Source organism: Paenibacillus sp. P46E (assembly GCF_001909095.1).
In the GTDB taxonomy this organism is placed as follows: Bacteria; Bacillota; Bacilli; order Paenibacillales; family Paenibacillaceae; genus Paenibacillus_AQ; species Paenibacillus_AQ helianthi.
In genome coordinates this window covers 1-16883 of the sequence record NZ_LVYZ01000077.1, presented here as the reverse complement: position 1 = coordinate 16883, position 16883 = coordinate 1, and the positions used below count along the sequence as shown (strand labels likewise).

The following is a 16883-nucleotide window of genomic DNA, read 5'->3' as shown; positions in this document are numbered from 1 at the left end:
CCTAATCCATCATATATATACGACTCTCTAATCCGAAAACATATGTAGCAAGCCTGAGTGAAGGCACCTCATTCAGGCTTGCTACATGCCTTAACTATCCTATTTTATTTTTGAGCTGCCAGATAACGGTCATACCCATCTTGGTATACCTTCATCAACTCATCCAGCCCCATATCTTTAAGCGAAGCCAGGTAATCGCTCCACTCGGAGTCAGAGACCCCTTTCAACATAAATTTAGCGCGCATGGAGTTTGTATACGTTTGTATCTCCGGTTTCAGCTTATCGATAGTTTTCAATTCTTCTTCAGTAAAGAAGATATTTGGATATTTCTCTTTCTGCATCTGCGGTACAAAAAGATTTTTGATATCATTCAGTCTTTGCTGTGCCCGCGCTTCAGGAGGTGCAATGTTTTGGAAATCCTCACCAGTGAATACGCCGCCGCCACCTAGTGATACGGTTTGACGGAACTCTCCGGGATTGCTGATATCCGACTTCTGAACCAGTTTGCCATCGGCAGATTTCTCAAACCATTCGCCAATAGGGCCCCAACGGACTTCTGCAGTGGTTTCCGGTTTGTAAATCAAATCCAGCCACGCAGCAATCAATGCTGGATTCTTTGCTTCTTTTGTGATTACCGATCCGCCTCTAGAAATCGCGGAACCACTGTTCCACTTAACAACCATATCTTTAAAAGGAGGAACGATCGGATAATGTTTGTCGCGTCCAGGACCGACTACATCTGTATGATCCCACCAGAGAAATGAGCCAAGAGTTTCCGGCTCCGTCTTCCCCTTTGCATAATATTGGGTATATTCTTGAGTAAAGGATTCTTGATCAACAAGTCCTTCTTTCACCCATTTCGCAATCTCATTTACAGCGTCTTTATAGCCATCTTGAATTGCTGCGTAGGAAACCTTTCCGTTGTCCACATTCAAATGCTCAGCATAGGCGTTGTTACCAGGCTGGTATGTTTTATCTGGTACACCGAAGGCTCCAAACAGATAACCAATATCACCCGTCCAGAATGCATTGACGAAGGATAAAGGAATCTCATCCGCTTTACCGTTGCCATTTGGATCTTTAGTCTTAAAGGCAAGCAGAACATCATGGTATTCTTGAAGAGTAGTTGGCATCTTCAACCCCAGCTTTTTCAGCCAATCCTCGTTAATATAGAGGAAATCCGGGTTCGACCCAATCTCTTCTTGACCCGTGCCTAACTCTTCACCTGCAGGAAGAGAATAAATTTTGCCGTCAGGTGCTGTGACCTCGGCTTTGATATCCGGTCTCTTGTCAAACAAAGCCTTTAAGTTAGGCATGTATTTGTCAATTAGATCATTTAGGGGTATAATAGTGCCGTCCGCACCATATTTCATCAGTTCTGTATCTGTAAATCCGGCTCCGAAGAACATTTCAGGCAAGTCGCCACTTGCAATGAGCAGGTTCTTCTTCTCGTTATAATCTGTCTCGACAATAGTATCCCAATCGATATGAACATTTGACATTTTTTCCAGTTTTTTAGCCATGGTCATTTCGTTATAATCGCTTGGTGCGAGCGGAGCTCTCTTAGCAACCACCTTTAAGGTGGTTTTTTCTTTTAGTGGAAACTGAATAGATGCACTGTCTTCTGTTTGATTTCCACTCTTCTCTGTATTCGTACCTGTCTTACCATTGTTGCTACTGCTGTTGTTGCTGTTGTTGCTGTTGTTGTTGCTGTTACAGGCCGTAGCAAACACGGAAACGGCCATCATTACTGCCAATAGACCCGCAGCTTTTCTGTTCATTCTTCTTAACCTCCCTATTAAATCTGCTCATTCTATACTTCTTTCATCCGGGATTAACCAGTCCCATTCTAATCTAGTTTCGCAACACCTCCTTAACGATCATTTGAGAGGCAAACTCTTACCCCTTTACTGAACCTACCATTACTCCTTTGACAAAATATCTTTGCAAGAACGGGTATAAGGCTAACAGCGGTACAGCAGAAACGATAATAACACCGAACTTAATTAATTCTGTCACACGCTGTTTGGCCAGCATGTTATCAATATCCATAAGCATATTACCGGACGGTTGACTTTGGATCAGAATGTTACGAAGAACCAACTGCAACGGGAACTTTTCACCATCACTCAAATAAATTAGAGCATCGAAGAATCCGTTCCATTGACGTACGACTGCGAAAAGAACAAGAACAGCAATAATTGGTTTAGACAAAGGAAGAACAATGCTCCATAGATACCTGAGATTCTTTGCTCCATCAATGGCAGCTGCCTCTCTCAACTCTTCCGGCAATTCCTCGAAGAAGGTTTTTGCTATGATAATCAGGAAAGCATCCATTGCACCGGGGAGAATAACTGCCCACATCGAGTTCATTAAATGCAGATCTTTTACAACCAGATAAGTAGGAATAATACCGCCATTAAAGAACATCGTGATAATAAAAAAGGTCATAATTACATTTCTTCCATAAAAATCTTTCCTCGAAAGTGGATACGCCGCCATAATGACAAGAGTCGTGCTGACAAATCCATTCAGTACCGCATAGAGAATAGAATTTTTATAGCCATTCCATATTGAACTGTCGCTAAAAATCCTTTTATATCCATCAAAGGTTATACTTTGTGGCAGTAGCCAAACATCACCTGAATAAATTTTGTTTGGATCACTGATGGAAGCGATCACTATAAAATATAAGGGATACAAAATCATTAACGTGAAGCAGCCTAGAAACAAATAATTGATTATATCAAAAACCAAATCGGATTTCGTTTTTCTCTTTAACATGGTTTCTCTCCTCCTTCTAACAGGCGTTCTTCGCCTCTAAAACAAGCCCTTGCCGCTTATTTTCTTGGTTGTTTTATTCACAATGACCAGTAATATCAGGTTTATCACCGAGTTAAACAGTCCGATTGCTGCCGAAAAGCTGTATTCCGCTCGCTGAATCCCTACCTTGTACACATAAGTCGGAATAATCTCAGATGTAGCAACATTTAAATCAGTCTGCATAAGGAATGCTTTTTCAAACCCAACATTCATCAAATTGCCAACAGCCATAATGAACAAGACAATAATTGTAGGAGCAATACCTGGTAAATCAATGTGCCGAATCCGATGCCACTTGGATGCACCATCCATAACCGCTGCTTCATGTAAATGGGGGTCGATTCCAGCCAGGGCGGCCAAATAGATCACTGACGCAAATCCTGTTTCCTGCCATACGGATGAGAATATGTACAGAGGTCTGAACCATTTCTCCTCTCCCATAAACATAATCGGTTCATGACCGAAGGCGGTTACAATATGGTTAACCAAGCCACTGGTTGGGGACAGGAAGATGAACAGCATGCCGACCAATACGACGGTTGAAATGAAATACGGCGCGTAAATCGTAGTTTGAATGAACTTCTTCATCTTCTGCTGTCTCAATTGATTCAGCATAATTGCTACAATAATCGGAAAGGGAAAAGCTATAGCCAAATTGAGCAAACTTAGTAAAAGCGTATTCCCCACAATTTGCTTGAAATTGTACGATTCAAAAAAACGTTGAAAATGTTCTAGTCCTACCCATTCACTGCCCCAAACCCCTTTGGAAGCTACAAAGTCTTTAAAAGCGATTTGTACCCCATACATAGGCCAATATTTAAAAATTGCAAAATAGGCCACTGGGATCAAAATCAATAAATACAATTCATAATTCTTTTTCATTTTCCCAAGCATGTATTTTCCTCCATCTCCAAGGTAAACGATTACGTAATAGACAAGAGCTATTTCTATAATTTTGTAAGCTCCCCCGCTCCAAATGCAAAAGTTGACATGTGCTCCGATTATATTAAAAAATAAGAGTTTATTTTTTAATATAAATGCACTTGCCAAACCCCTGATTCCAAAGACAGGTAAACGTTTGCGTAATCGTTTTTATAAATTGATTTTATTTGTTTTTGAGAGCGTTGTCAATAAGTTTTCCCTCCCCTTAAATTTCTTTTTCCAATTGCTCAAAATTCGGTTCATACCGTGGAAAACGGACAGAGAATCCCCCTGTCCGTTTTCCACGGTATATAATATCTAATAGTTTATTGTTGCATAAAAATTAACCCAAGAGCTACTTGTTGTTGTTATTTTGAGGCGGTGAAGTGTCCCGTTATCAGTAGAATAGAAAGTATAACTCCCGTTAGAGGAGATATACACGTTCCCCCGGTCCTCGAAAAGGCCGGTAGTTGGATTATATTTTTGAATTGTTGCTGTAAGATTACTGCCATTTGAGAGTCCAGACAAGGAGTTTACATTGAGTATGGCCTGAAAATCGGCACGGCCAGGTGTGAAGGTCTGACTGTAACGTGTTTCCCCAGGAAAAACATTGCTAATATTAAGATTTTCCGTTGCAGCACTGACAATATTGGGAATCAGGAACAGACAAAACACCAAACAAAAGATCATCATATTTCTGCTATTATTTATTATTCGCACTATTATAACCTCCCATTATTCATTTTATTCAATACACAAGGACCGGTACATTCACATCGTCTACATTAATATGACCAAAACCACCAGTCGCATTGTCCACGATCTTAATATAGCAAGCGGTTCCAACATAAGAAGCTGCATTCCAAGTAACGCGAGTATAAGCTTCATTGCTGCTGCCTGTCGCTTTTAGCAGCTCAGTACCATCCGAGGCCCGAACCAAAGCAACGTATAAATTATTGATATCGTTTCCTCCGCCGATCAGAAAATCAATGGATCCGTTACCGCCCAGGGTAAATGCCGCAGATTTCAGCACACCCACCTGAGAATCTCCTCCATCCTTGAACCCCCAGAGATGATACGCGCCGCTTTGATTAAAAGGCCCTCCCCATCCCCAGTCCGTATCCGCCACAACATCCCCATTACTGAACGCATTACCACTTACAATAGTCCACCCGCTTAAGTTTCCGCTCTCAAAGTCATGGTTAGTCAAACTCACAGTCGTCTGTGCAGCTTGGGTGGTTACTGTGACACTGTTGCTTGATGCAGAGATATTTCCCGCCGCATCCTTTGCTTTGACAGTATAGATATAGGACGTATTTGCTGTCAGTCCGCTATCTGTATAGGTTGCTGTTGTACTTGTACCTACTTGTACCCCATTCCGGTAAATCTGGTATCCGGTTACTCCCACATTATCCGTAGAAACCGTCCAACCCAGGGATACAGAATTCGTGGTTGTAATGGTTGCTGCCAGATTTGTCGGAGCTGCTGGAGCTTCTGTGTCTACAGCTTCACCCTGGACCGGCACATTCACATCGTCCACATTGATATGGCCGAAGCCGCCCGTAGCATTGTCGACAATCTTAATATAGCAGGCAGTACCTACATAAGAAGCGGCATTCCAAGTAATCCGGCTATAAGCTTCATTATTGCTGCCTGTCGCTTTCATTAGCTCGACGCCGTCCGATGCCCTAACCAAAGCGACATATAAATTATTAATATCATTCCCTGCGCCAATCAGAAAATCGATAGAACCGTTGCCACCGAGGGTAAATGTAGCAGACTTCAGTACACCCACCTGAGAATCTCCCCCATCCTTGAATCCCCAAAGATGATACTTGCCACTTTGATTAAAAGGTCCTCCCCATCCCCAGTTCGTATCCTCAGCAACATCCGCATCACTGAACGCATTACCACTTACAATCGTCCAGCCGTTCAAGTTCCCGCTCTCAAAGTCATGATTTGTCAAACTGCCAGTTACCATTGCAGCCTGAGTAGTTGCTGTCACGCTGTTGCTTGCTGCCGAGAGATTTTCCGCCGCATCCTTTGCTTTGACAGTATAGACATAGGCTGTAGCTGCTACCAGTCCGCTGTCTGTAAAAGCGGCTGTCGTACTTGTGCCTGCCTGAACTCCATTTCGATAAATTACGTAGCCGGTTACGCCCACATTATCTGTCGATGCTGTCCAGCTAAGGGATATAGAATCCGATGTTGTCCCGGTCGCTGCAAGGTTCTTAGGTGCTGTCGGCGCTTCTCCATCAATAGCTCCACCTTGGACTGGGACATTAAAATCATCAACATTAATATGGCCCCACTCATCTGTCCGTTCATCAACAATTTTTATATACATGGATGTACCTATATATTGGGTTGCGTCCCAGTATCTCTTGGTGTACCCTTCTGTAACTCCCTTGGTGCTCGGCCAGTTCCAATAGCTTCCCGGTCCGCTTGACCTGAAGAGCTCTTTACCGTCTGAAGCACGTATAAAGGACACATATAATTTATCAATGTCAGAACCACCCCCTATCAGGAAACTAACCTGACCGTTGCCTCCGAGTGTAAATTCTTTAGACTTTAATACTCCTGTGGCAGCATTCCCGCCGCTTAATTCTCCTGATAGGTGGTAATTACCCTCATGATTATACGGTTGGTTGTTTCCGAATGTCGCTGCATTTGTAACCCCCGCATTAGTAAAAGCTGTACCGCTTTCTATGATCCAACCATCTATGTTACCGCTTTCAAATCCGCCGTTAGAAATTTTCCCTGCTGGCGCAGCAATAACAGTAACTATGCTTGAAGCTGTTTTTGCGCCGTCTCTGGTTTGGGCTATAATTGTTGAAGTCCCTACGGACTTACCGGTAACCACACCGTTAACTACTGACGCAACTGAGGTGTTGCTGGAAGTCCATATCACATCTTTGTTCGTAGCGTTTGCCGGTGCAACTGTAGCATTAAGTGTTTTTTTCCACCAACGGCTACCTCCAGATTTGCAGGGCTCAAGCTGACACCGCTGACTGCCACTGGGGTATATGCTGAATTCATTGCCCAGACTTTCAGTGACTTGACAACGATGGAACTGGTGTTTGTGTCCCCCCACAGTTGAAGGCCCTTTGCATCTGTTCGGGTAGAATAAGTACGTGTGGTGATGGATTTAAGTCCATTCAAATAAGATTCAACCATGGATTTATCCAAATATACGTGTAGTTTGACATTTTCACTGCCGATATCTATAATACCTTTTTGGATGCCTTTATTTTGACCTGCAATGGTTCGCGTCCGGTCAACGCCATATTCCTTAGTATTGTTTTTGTAATAAATTAATGTCTCTTCTTCGCTGTTAGGCGATTTTCGAACTTTGATTCCAACACTGTCAGCAGAACCACGGCTCAATTCGACTTCAATCTCCACCGTATCGCTTTGGATGGAAGAAAGTATAGCGTTAGCAGACGCAAGACTTGTATCCGTTGTAATATTTACAAGTTGCTGGCCCCTTAAGGACTGCAACTCGGAAATTGGATTGATTCCCAGTTTACCATCCGGGCGCAGTGAAAGTTCTACAGGCAGACCGGCATTATGTGCCCAACCTGCGTCGGACTCTTCTTGGGAGCTTCTTTCTCCTTGAGCAATGGTGAACATAATATTTCGTCCTGTTTGCGGATCTTTAAATCCGCTTGGACCTGTAAAGTGAAAGTCTCCAAAATCCATCAATTGAGGCTTGGAATCATCAGGTGTGAACTTTGCGGTAGAAGCATTCCAAGTACCAATCCAATAGTACACCTCAACATTCGCTCCGCTTCCGACCGGACTGATTGCCAACAAATGCTTGCCGTTACCCAGCGACATCATCACCGGCAGTTCCCATACGCCGCCTAATTCCGGATATGTTGATGGATTGGTTTGGTATATTGGGCCGCGATAGCTCCAATTCATCAAATTAGGGTCTGTTGTGGAGTAGACAGCTGCGGATCCACCCTGCCCATCATAACCCGTCCCTACCAGCATAAACCAGGTTGAGCCCTCTTTAAACACATAAGGATCTCTGAACTCATTGAATTTTCCATACTGCTGGGTAACCGCCAATTTAGGCTCCTTCACCCATTTCTTCAAATCGTTATCCCCGTCAATCTGAACCGTACTGCGGGCAACTCCCACATTCTGATTGCTGTTGAGGTATGCTCTGGAATCATTTCCGGCCGTGAAGAAAAGGGTAGGATTTCCTCCATCGTCAATCACTGCGCTTCCGGTCCAATCCCCGTCGGGATCTACCTGGAACAACTCCGGAGACAAGGCAGGCTGCACATCTCTCCAATGCACCATGTCAGTGCTGACCCAGTGGCCCCACTGCATATTGTGCCAATAAGGCCCCTGCTGGTTGTTCTGATAGAACAAATGGTATTGACCATTATAATACAACGGCGCATGGGGTTCATTCATCCAGTGCCCTGGAGCAATGGCATGATAGATGGGGCGATAGCGGTCACCGTCATAGACGCTCCGGTCAAAACTAAGGTTTGGTGTAGGCAGGTTACCTCCCAGCGCTGACAAGTAGCTCTGATAGGAGTTCTCTGCTTCGGTATTTGTATAGGCTCCGTTATATATTTTCACTTCATCAATGAGTCCGTTAAACATATTCAAAGGAAATACGCCAAGCTCAGTGCTTTGATTGTTTTTTCCAATTAATAGCTGATTCCCTGACGGTGTAATTGTGGAATTTGAAGGAATGCTGCTCTTACCCACTTGACGACCATTAAGGAAAAGCTTCATGGTGCCAGCCGCTCCGTCTACGGTAGCAATGAGATGAGACCATTCATTTCGGGGGATGGGTTCATAGGACCACACCTCATACCATTGCCCGCCGGAGCCGATTTGAAATGACCAGGTTCCATGCCGGAACATCCCGAGGGCAAACCCTTGTTTGCCGGGTTTATCCTGCTGATTGACGATGGCTGAGAGAATGCCGTTGTCACCCCATTCATAGGCCCTGGGAGCAACCCAGGCTTCAATCGTCATACTCTGGGAAGGAGTGGTGATAGGAGGATGTGTCACCCAATTCGAGTATCCGTCAAATAGTAATGCCTTGTCTGACACTCCATCATTGCGCCATATCGGATCACTGGAAGGCTTGTAAACTGCATTATTGAAAACATAGTTGATAGCATCATTCGAATTGCTGATGTTTTCTTTTGTCGTTTTTCCGCTTCCCTCATTAAAGTTCCATTCTGCAATTTTAGTTGTCGCAGCTTCGGCTTTAGGTGTATAGATCCCATAAGGTATCATTAATAAAGCGGCAAGCACACTAACCATTACCCGTATTAATCTACCATTTTTTTTCACAAAAACCCTCCCGCTTTTCAAATAAATACTCTCCTTCATACTTGGCGCTGAACTTTAAGTCGTCTTCCTTCAAGCACTACATTTTTGGATCTAGATGTACTATGCGATATGCATCACCTCCTCTCAGTTGAATTTACAGCTTGCAAAGCGTAAAATGATTACGCTTACATTGTCACTATAAAAAAACTCCTTCCACTGTGGAGAAATCGAGATTATAAAATCTCCTGGTAGCGAAAGGATTAATCGTTTGCGTAATCGTTTACGTAACAAATAAAAAAAGTCAGAGCGACTGTCTGACTATGAAATTGGCTTGTAAGCTATGTTCTTCTTTTCCAGAAGTCCCATCTTCAATTCTCTTCAATATCACTTCAGCCGTTTTTACACCAAGCTGGAATGACGGCTGTTGAATAACAGTTAACGGTGGATGAGTGACCCGTGTCCACTGAACATCATCGAATCCAACTACCGCTAACTGGTCCGGTATACGAATCGAATGGTCTTGCAGATACGTCATTGCGCCCATTGCCATCACATTATCCGTCACAAAAATAGCTGTTGGGTTCATTTCAAGCAAGTTCCCCATCTTACTGTATCCGTTCTCAAAGCTCACATCTCCAAAACAAATCAAGGAATCATCCAATTCAATACCTGCGTTCGTTAATGTTTCAGAATAACCCTCATACCGTTCAATCGTTGTCGTCACTGAAAGGGGGCCGGATAAAAAAGCAATTCTTTGGTGGCCTTTGTCTAGAATCATTTGTATTGCTTCCTTAGTCGCAGTTTTGTTGTCAATGAGAACGGAATCCCGTTCACAACGATTAGGGACCCTATCAATATAAACCACAGGATAATCTCCGAACAGTCGTTCGTAATCACAATCCCTGCTGGCCGGAGCCACAATCAGTCCGTCAATCATTTGTGAATCAAACATACTGATTTCTTTGTTTTCCGCTTCAACATTGTCACTGGAATCACTCAAGATAAGATGATAGCCTCTTTGTTTCAATACGCTTTGAACTCCGGCTGCTACCGACATAAAATAAAAGTTGGAAGTCTCAGAAGCAAGTAGCGGTGCAAGAAACGCAATAATATACGACCTGCGGCTGCGTAGTGAACGCGCTACTGAATTGATTCGGAAGTTCAACTCATTCATTGCAAAAAGCACCTTCTGTTTCGTCTCATTGGACACAAACCGTGTCCCGTTAATGACATGTGAAACAGTAGCTGTAGATACATTTGCCCTTATAGCCACATCTTTAATACTGACATTCTTTTTTTCAGTCATCTACACTACACCTGTCTCGTTTCGCATTAAGCATATCCGATACCTCAATTTATTCCCACTGTGTTCTTTGAAGTAAACGATTACTTACTATATAATATATTTTCACTAGAAGCTTTTGTCAAATATTATTGTGATTGTATCTTTACTAAGAGTGGTTTTTTTTCTATAGTTATGAAGTTCAGAAGATAAGCGAAATTCTAGTGTAGACGTATTAATTTTTTGTAAGAGACCTGTGAATTGATATTCAACACTTTAAGAATGTACGGAGTAAGTGTGAAAGACATTCAGGAATGGTTAGGGTACAGCAACTTTAATACTACCGCCAACATATATTCTCACTTAGAGTACAGCTCCAAAGTATCTTCAGCATCAACAATGAGCGGTATTCTGATTTTTTAATAAAAAAGACCGCATTACCCTCAATACTACATGAGAGTCATGCGATCTTCACCTCGTCCTCTCCTTCGGAAAAAGGAGAGAACTGCAGGAGAGAACTCGATAGAAAGTTCTCTCCTGCACCGTTTCAAAACCAAGGTTTTTCGAAAAAAACCCTTATCAATCAAGGATGCCGAGGACGGGGGTCGAACCCGTACGGTACTCACGTACCGCAGGATTTTAAGTCCTGTGCGTCTGCCTGTTCCGCCAAAGCGTTGATAACACTGGGTTTTTCAGTGATTGTCTTTTCTAGCTACACAGGACTTTACTCATTAATTATACATAAATTCCAGAGATTCTGTGTGTTGATACTAAAATACTCTATTAACTACTGCCAGTCAATCTTAATTAATATATCACTATATTCACTACTGCTGCGATGAATTCCGAGTTCGTCGGCTTGGATTTGGAGATATTAATGGTTGGAGAGGTATTTATCTTTGGAGTGGCTTATCAAAGTTAGGTGTTAAAAATCTCTCAACAATACCACTTACAGATTTAAAATAAACGTTAACTATCAGTAAAATATTACCCATATAATTTCCTTAATAGATCAAATATCTTACATACGTTCTCCATCAAATACCAATGTTATTACTATAAATAGGGATTCAGTTCAATAAGTTTGTGGTCATCATTATCTTTCTCAAATTCAATGATAGGAAGTCTTTTTATGATTATAAGCATTTTAGTCTCTCCATAAAGATATTCATATGCTTTATTTCCATGTCCCAAATCTTTATACTCACCTTTTGATAAACTTCCCTCGATTTTAAATTGATCAGCAACATCGTGAATAAGTCTTGCAATTTGTTTTTTATTGGGTTCATTGGTAGAGATAGCATCTACAGGATAACCTCCGGGGCCACCAACATATATTGTAGTTAACGTTAAACTCTTATACAGGATTATTTCCTCCTTCTTATGACTAATCCGACTTAACAATTTCTTTTATTTGATAAAGCTTCCCCTTCAAGTCCACATTTTCTTGCTGTATATCTTCAATTGCTTTAACGAGACTTTTAGCTTTTTCGCGATTAACTCGTTTGAATTCACCCTTTGAAGATAATAAATGTTTAAGTTCACATTTAAAAGAATCTAGTTCAGAAGGAAACATCTTATCGATTAAACTCACTTTCATCCCCCAATACAAGTCAAATCATCGTTTTATAAAAAACAATTTTTTGTATCTCTACCTTGTTGAATAGTACCTCACATGAGACATATGCATCGTTATTTAATATTTCAACAACGAAATCTTCGTGCTTGGTTATTGATAGTAACCTCACATCGTATTCTGATTTATCCCTTAGAATGAATTTTAACTCTACTATATTATTAGGTTTGAATAATCCTTTGATAAAGTCCAGAATAATATAAGACTGTAAAATAAGCATTACGACAAAAAGTAATAAAAATACGATTCTAATAAAAGTGAAGCCATGATGGTATAGTGAAAATGCATTATCAAGTATCACTGCATCACTACAAAAAATTAACATAAGCGAAAATACAAGTAACATATAGTCAGGAGTATGTGAAAGGAATTTTCCTTTAGATAAAAAATCAATTATTGAAGAAACAATTACTAGCACAAACAAAGAAATTAGTGATAACACCTAAGTGTAAGGCCTGAATAAGCTAAACATATAATAACTAAACGCAGTAATTAAACGAATTAGGAAAATACTGATAAGGTATGATAGGATTTTCCTTTTATTATTAAAACGATATGATTGAAGAACTCTTTCGACATCCGTGGTATCGATTCTTATCAGATTATAAATAGAGGATATTGCTGGAACTATTTTCGCCACTTCTAGCACCATAATCCGCCTTTCTTTATGTAGTAAGAACGAATGGTTTATTACCTAACTCCATAAAATAGTCTTTGTGCTTTAAATCTTGGTTGATACAAGAATCCATTATTCATCGATTCTATTTTACCATACCAAATAGTTCGAGAGTATGAAATTTTTGGTTTCAGTAATAAACAAAAAGCCAATCCAGAAAAATGGATTAGCTGATTTTACACTTTTATATATCCATATGACTAAGAGGAGAATGTATTTGATATTTCTTACCAACTTCCTCATCTGAAAAGTCGAGATAAGCTTTTTGAGTGACTTCTACAGACGAAAGTCCTAAGAGCCTTGCCAGCGTGAACCAATCTCCCCCGTTTAATATATAATATTTTGCAAAGTTATTTCTGAGTTGGTGTGGATGATATCTACTTTCACTCTTTTCCCTGCTTCTCGTAATGCTCTTTCATAATTCCTTATATCTAATTTCGTACCCCTTGTTGTAGGAAATACAAAGGGACTGTCTGAATAGCGTCACAGTATTTAAGCCAGTTTCTTAAAACTTAGCTTAGTATCGAGGAAAAATATACATACCGCTGCTGCTTGTTTTTCGGATTTATTATTAATATACTCTTATTTTTGAAGTCAATATGCGGAGGTTCGACTGATACTCACTGATTCTCATACCTGTATCTAATAATGTTTTTGTAATAACAGAATTACGGTAATCATGGAAACGAGAAATTTCAAATTTCCCCAAAACAAGATTAATGCTTTCTGGTGAGAGTGTGCTTCCCAAAGTCTTTTTTGCCAAGTTTCGTGAAGTACAATACAGAATAGAATTATCAATCTGGAATTCAAAATCGGTCATAAAAAATACTCCTCCATTGAATTTTCAAATCCAATAAAGGAGTGACATTTATACATATACTAAGAAGAGATTGATTGGCTTTAGGATGCTCAAAAAGATATTTATTGGCAAAATTGATTTAACCATTTACTACTCCCAGCACTCGCCAAACCCCTTACATATCCTGCTCCTTACCCTTTCAAGAAACCTTATGCTCAATGCGCAGCTTGTCAGCTACCATGGCGATGAGTTCCGAGTTGGTAGGTTTGGATTTGGAGATATTAATGGTATAGCCGAACAGGTGGGAGATGCTGTCGATGTGAATACTTAGAGCCGTAAGGGTTTCTAAGTTTTGTAACCTTTCTACAATTCCCATCTCACTAGGTATTTGTAGGTTTAATGACCGTAATTTATCGGTCTGAGAATATTGTAATATGGGATGAAGTTGAGCACAAGTTCCAAGCCTATAAACTTATAAATATGATCGTTTTACATACCTACCTGCTGTTTAATCCTTCTTCTCAAAAATCAACTGACTCAAATGCAGTTTCTTCAGCATCAGAGTCTTTACCAAACATCCTCTCAGGAACGTTCCAACGCCTTAGTTCAGACTTAATCTGCTCTGTCGTACTAGGGCTTATAGCGACTCCAAACACGTTTCAGCAGCCTCTCACACGACTCCGTGAAATTCGAATTATAAATGCATGTTCTTTACAAAGGTTTAAAAAAACTTATGCCCTTCCATACTCTCTACAAATATTGAATGAAACTTTTGTAGAGAGGGAACAACCGCACAATATTCAGTTTGCTCACTATAATTTTCTATAGTCCTTTCAATAATGCGACTTGCTTTCTTGAAGTCATTAATATCGATGTGACTTTGCTTAAAATTCTTATTGGAATATACGTTAGTAGCTTCATCAATAGTCTCTATTATTTCAAATAGATCTAAACATGACAAAAAACTAAAGGCTTCCTTTATATATTTTGTTTTCAATCGAATTTTCCCATCATCATTAAACAAAGTTTCAAAAAACACACCTTTCACAAAGCCACTCGCCCATTTATTATTATCGTATGAAAGTTCTTTCAACCAAGCTATTGCCGATTTTGCACCACCTTCTGATGATTGCAGGAGATTTCTTCCCAATTCCACTTGTTGTTCATTCGTCAAATTTAAAATGCTTGTGTTCCCTAGTTTTTTAACATAAGATATGGCTACGTTTTGTGTAGGCCAGTCTATTGTAGCTATCATTCTATTAATTTCGTCTATGTAGTAATTTAGAGGTACGTCTGATGATGCCTTAACAGACAAAGGGAGCCTACGAAACACTCTCCAAAATCTTTCGATTTGGTGAGTCTTATCTATAGCTACAGAATAAATTAATCCAAAAACCGATGAGATCATCTCACTCTTAGGATTAATAATTTCACTATCAATAATAGGTTCTAGTACATGACCTAAAACAGTATCTTGTAAATCTATGTTTAAGTTACTCCATAATTTTGCGGATATGAAGATTGCCCCTCCTGCTTTAGGGTATTTCGTAACTAATCCTTGTAAATTCCATTCTTCTTTTTTTAATTCGTTTTTATAATTCCTTAAGAATTCTCTACCAAAAACCAAAGCTCTTTCATAGAACAAGTACATATCTGGTTTATATATAATAGCGTCCAGTTTCTCAACAAGCTCTTTTAGCATGTGTAAAACAACATCAGGATGAATATGTAGAGTTGTCTGTATCGCAAACTCTTCTATTCTCTCATGTGATGTATCTATAAAGTGGTGTTCTTCAAATAAAGATTTCAATATTCGATTAACATAATTATGTCTTAGCAAAGAGGGTTTCGAAAGAACAGCATCAACTCCAGTCTGCACTGCTGAAAACAACTCATGTTCAGACGGAGCATTTCCAATAGGATGAGCATATATCCCCCTTAATGTATTTATGTGCTCCAATTTTAGTTTTTCAGCGTAATTAATCAAGCCATACTCAAATGCTTTTTCAATCAAAAACTTGTCTGTCGCTCTTTTGCTTTCTTCCATTTCCGCAACTTTCCCAATGACTTTTTTCTGAATTTCGCTATCTCTTATAGACATTTCTTCAAATTTCATTTTTAATGATTCTGCAATACAAACCCAGTTTATAATATATGCTGCTCGCAGTGCTTTTCCATCGACACAAGATTCTACTTCGTTAAAAAGGATTTGATCTTTGTGATTCACAATCTTTGACTTTAGGTTTTCAAACAAGTCTCCCATAAATATATCCCCTTTTTATTTTATACAGAACTTTACTTTCCCATAACCTTCTTCATATACTTCTCAGCCTTGTAATCCTTACGAACCTCATGTAGCACACCGCTATTAGCTTCTGACCAAGACTGCAGTACCATCCTTGGCTCACCCTCAATGATGTCACGCGCTGCAACAGTTTCACCACTTCTAAAAGCCTCAATCACGTTAATCAAGTCAGTTCGATCAAGCAGCTTCACATGGTTGATGCCAGCCAAGGTCTCACAGGGCTCCGTAAACTTGGCTGTAGCGATCACAATGGCTCTCTTTGCCTTATAGTACCTCATGCATGAGAAGACCTCCTGTACAGCGCTGATCCCCACTGGATTACCTACGTGATACCGCTTTGCTTGTACGACATTCCTGACACCTTCACGATCAGTGAAAACCACATCAGCTCCGAAATCACGGCTCCCAACAGTCTTGTAGACTCCTGTATAGCCAAGCTCCATTAACAGCCTATACAGATACATTTCAAATCCTGAACCATCTTCCATTTTGTCTATATCAGTAATGGTAGTAGCTTTTAAATCATAATTCTCTTCAGTAAAGACTACCGATCTTTTTTGTTTGCGTTGGAAAATCACAACCAACAGAGCAAGCACGATAAACACTACAACTATTGATACAGATAAAATATAGACCATTAGGACTACCTCCACTACAAACTAGTAAAATCACAACAGGCGCTTTCCAGCCCCCGTTCCACTCAACATAGAGATGACTTCCATGCATGCTGGGTGTACCATAACAAAGAGACAGTCTAAGACTGCCTCTTTGTTAAAGCAATGTATAACCAAATAAAGGCTCACTCTCCTTTGTTACCTTTTATATTACTTAACAACCACACATACTTAATGCTGTTATTCAGCCAATTTTTTCCTCTCTATATATTTCAATCTCTCCAGAAATGAAATTATTATCTTCAAAATTTTTTCTAAGCGAACTATCTATATTATTATCGATTCCCTCTATAATATAATTTATCCCTTCACCCGAACCGATATTCTCTTCAATTCGGAGTATTTCAATATTTTCTTCAACAATAGATTCCTTAATTTTATTAAAATTTTCTCTCCACTTTTCCTCATTAAAAACTTGGAGATCATCCTCTAGATCTAGGTAGTCCTCCAGAGTTTC

At 40.1% G+C, this 16883-nt stretch carries 12 protein-coding genes, 1 tRNA gene and 1 pseudogene; all 14 read right to left on the bottom strand.

From position 1 onward, the window contains the following. Nucleotides 1–104: 104 nt before the first annotated feature. Entirely contained in the window at nt 105–1781 is a 1677-nt protein-coding gene (locus tag A3849_RS27310) for a type 2 periplasmic-binding domain-containing protein (RefSeq protein WP_074114233.1), read from the bottom strand. A 118-nt stretch (nt 1782–1899) separates the two neighbouring features. Continuing rightward, complete coding sequence (locus A3849_RS27305) at nt 1900–2784, bottom strand: carbohydrate ABC transporter permease (RefSeq protein ID WP_074114232.1); 885 nt, start codon at nt 2782–2784, stop codon at nt 1900–1902. A 36-nt stretch (nt 2785–2820) separates the two neighbouring features. Continuing rightward, complete coding sequence (locus tag A3849_RS27300; protein WP_074114231.1) at nt 2821–3717, bottom strand: ABC transporter permease; 897 nt, start codon at nt 3715–3717, stop codon at nt 2821–2823. Nucleotides 3718–4492: 775 nt separating this feature from the next. Further along, nucleotides 4493–6655: a fibronectin type III domain-containing protein gene (locus A3849_RS32555; protein ID WP_143191912.1), complete on the bottom strand. Its 2163-nt coding sequence runs from the start codon at nt 6653–6655 to the stop codon at nt 4493–4495. Next, nucleotides 6652–9075, bottom strand: coding sequence for a GH32 C-terminal domain-containing protein (locus tag A3849_RS32550; RefSeq protein ID WP_256700984.1), 2424 nt, complete (start codon nt 9073–9075; stop codon nt 6652–6654). The genes A3849_RS32555 and A3849_RS32550 overlap by 4 nt, the downstream gene beginning before the upstream one ends. Nucleotides 9076–9355: 280 nt before the next feature. Continuing rightward, nucleotides 9356–10360: a LacI family DNA-binding transcriptional regulator gene (locus A3849_RS27285; RefSeq protein WP_083613687.1), complete on the bottom strand. Its 1005-nt coding sequence runs from the start codon at nt 10358–10360 to the stop codon at nt 9356–9358. Nucleotides 10361–10929: 569 nt separating this feature from the next. Next, nucleotides 10930–11004, bottom strand: a tRNA-Leu gene (locus A3849_RS27280). A gap of 388 nt (nt 11005–11392) precedes the next feature. Next, the gene (locus tag A3849_RS32540) at nt 11393–11740 is read right to left on the bottom strand and encodes a hypothetical protein (protein ID WP_143191911.1); all 348 of its coding nucleotides are present in this window, start codon (nt 11738–11740) and stop codon (nt 11393–11395) included. Beyond that, nucleotides 11724–11930 (bottom strand): hypothetical protein, encoded by a 207-nt coding sequence (locus A3849_RS27275; RefSeq protein WP_074114229.1) that lies wholly within the window; start codon nt 11928–11930, stop codon nt 11724–11726. The genes A3849_RS32540 and A3849_RS27275 overlap by 17 nt, the downstream gene beginning before the upstream one ends. A 1289-nt stretch (nt 11931–13219) precedes the next feature. Beyond that, nucleotides 13220–13468, bottom strand: a complete 249-nt coding sequence (locus A3849_RS33400) for a hypothetical protein (protein WP_218619266.1) — start codon at nt 13466–13468, stop codon at nt 13220–13222. A 178-nt stretch (nt 13469–13646) separates the two neighbouring features. Beyond that, nucleotides 13647–13769 (bottom strand): annotated as a pseudogene (locus tag A3849_RS32530) (sporulation initiation factor Spo0A C-terminal domain-containing protein); the annotation flags it as partial. Nucleotides 13770–14168: 399 nt separating this feature from the next. Further along, nucleotides 14169–15710: a hypothetical protein gene (locus A3849_RS27255; protein ID WP_074114227.1), complete on the bottom strand. Its 1542-nt coding sequence runs from the start codon at nt 15708–15710 to the stop codon at nt 14169–14171. A 32-nt stretch (nt 15711–15742) separates the two neighbouring features. Then, the gene (locus tag A3849_RS27250) at nt 15743–16390 is read right to left on the bottom strand and encodes a restriction endonuclease (RefSeq protein WP_074114226.1); all 648 of its coding nucleotides are present in this window, start codon (nt 16388–16390) and stop codon (nt 15743–15745) included. Between the two features lie 220 nt (nt 16391–16610). Beyond that, nucleotides 16611–16883, bottom strand: a 273-nt coding sequence (locus tag A3849_RS33140; protein ID WP_178382815.1) for a hypothetical protein, incomplete at its 5' end; no start/stop codon positions are given.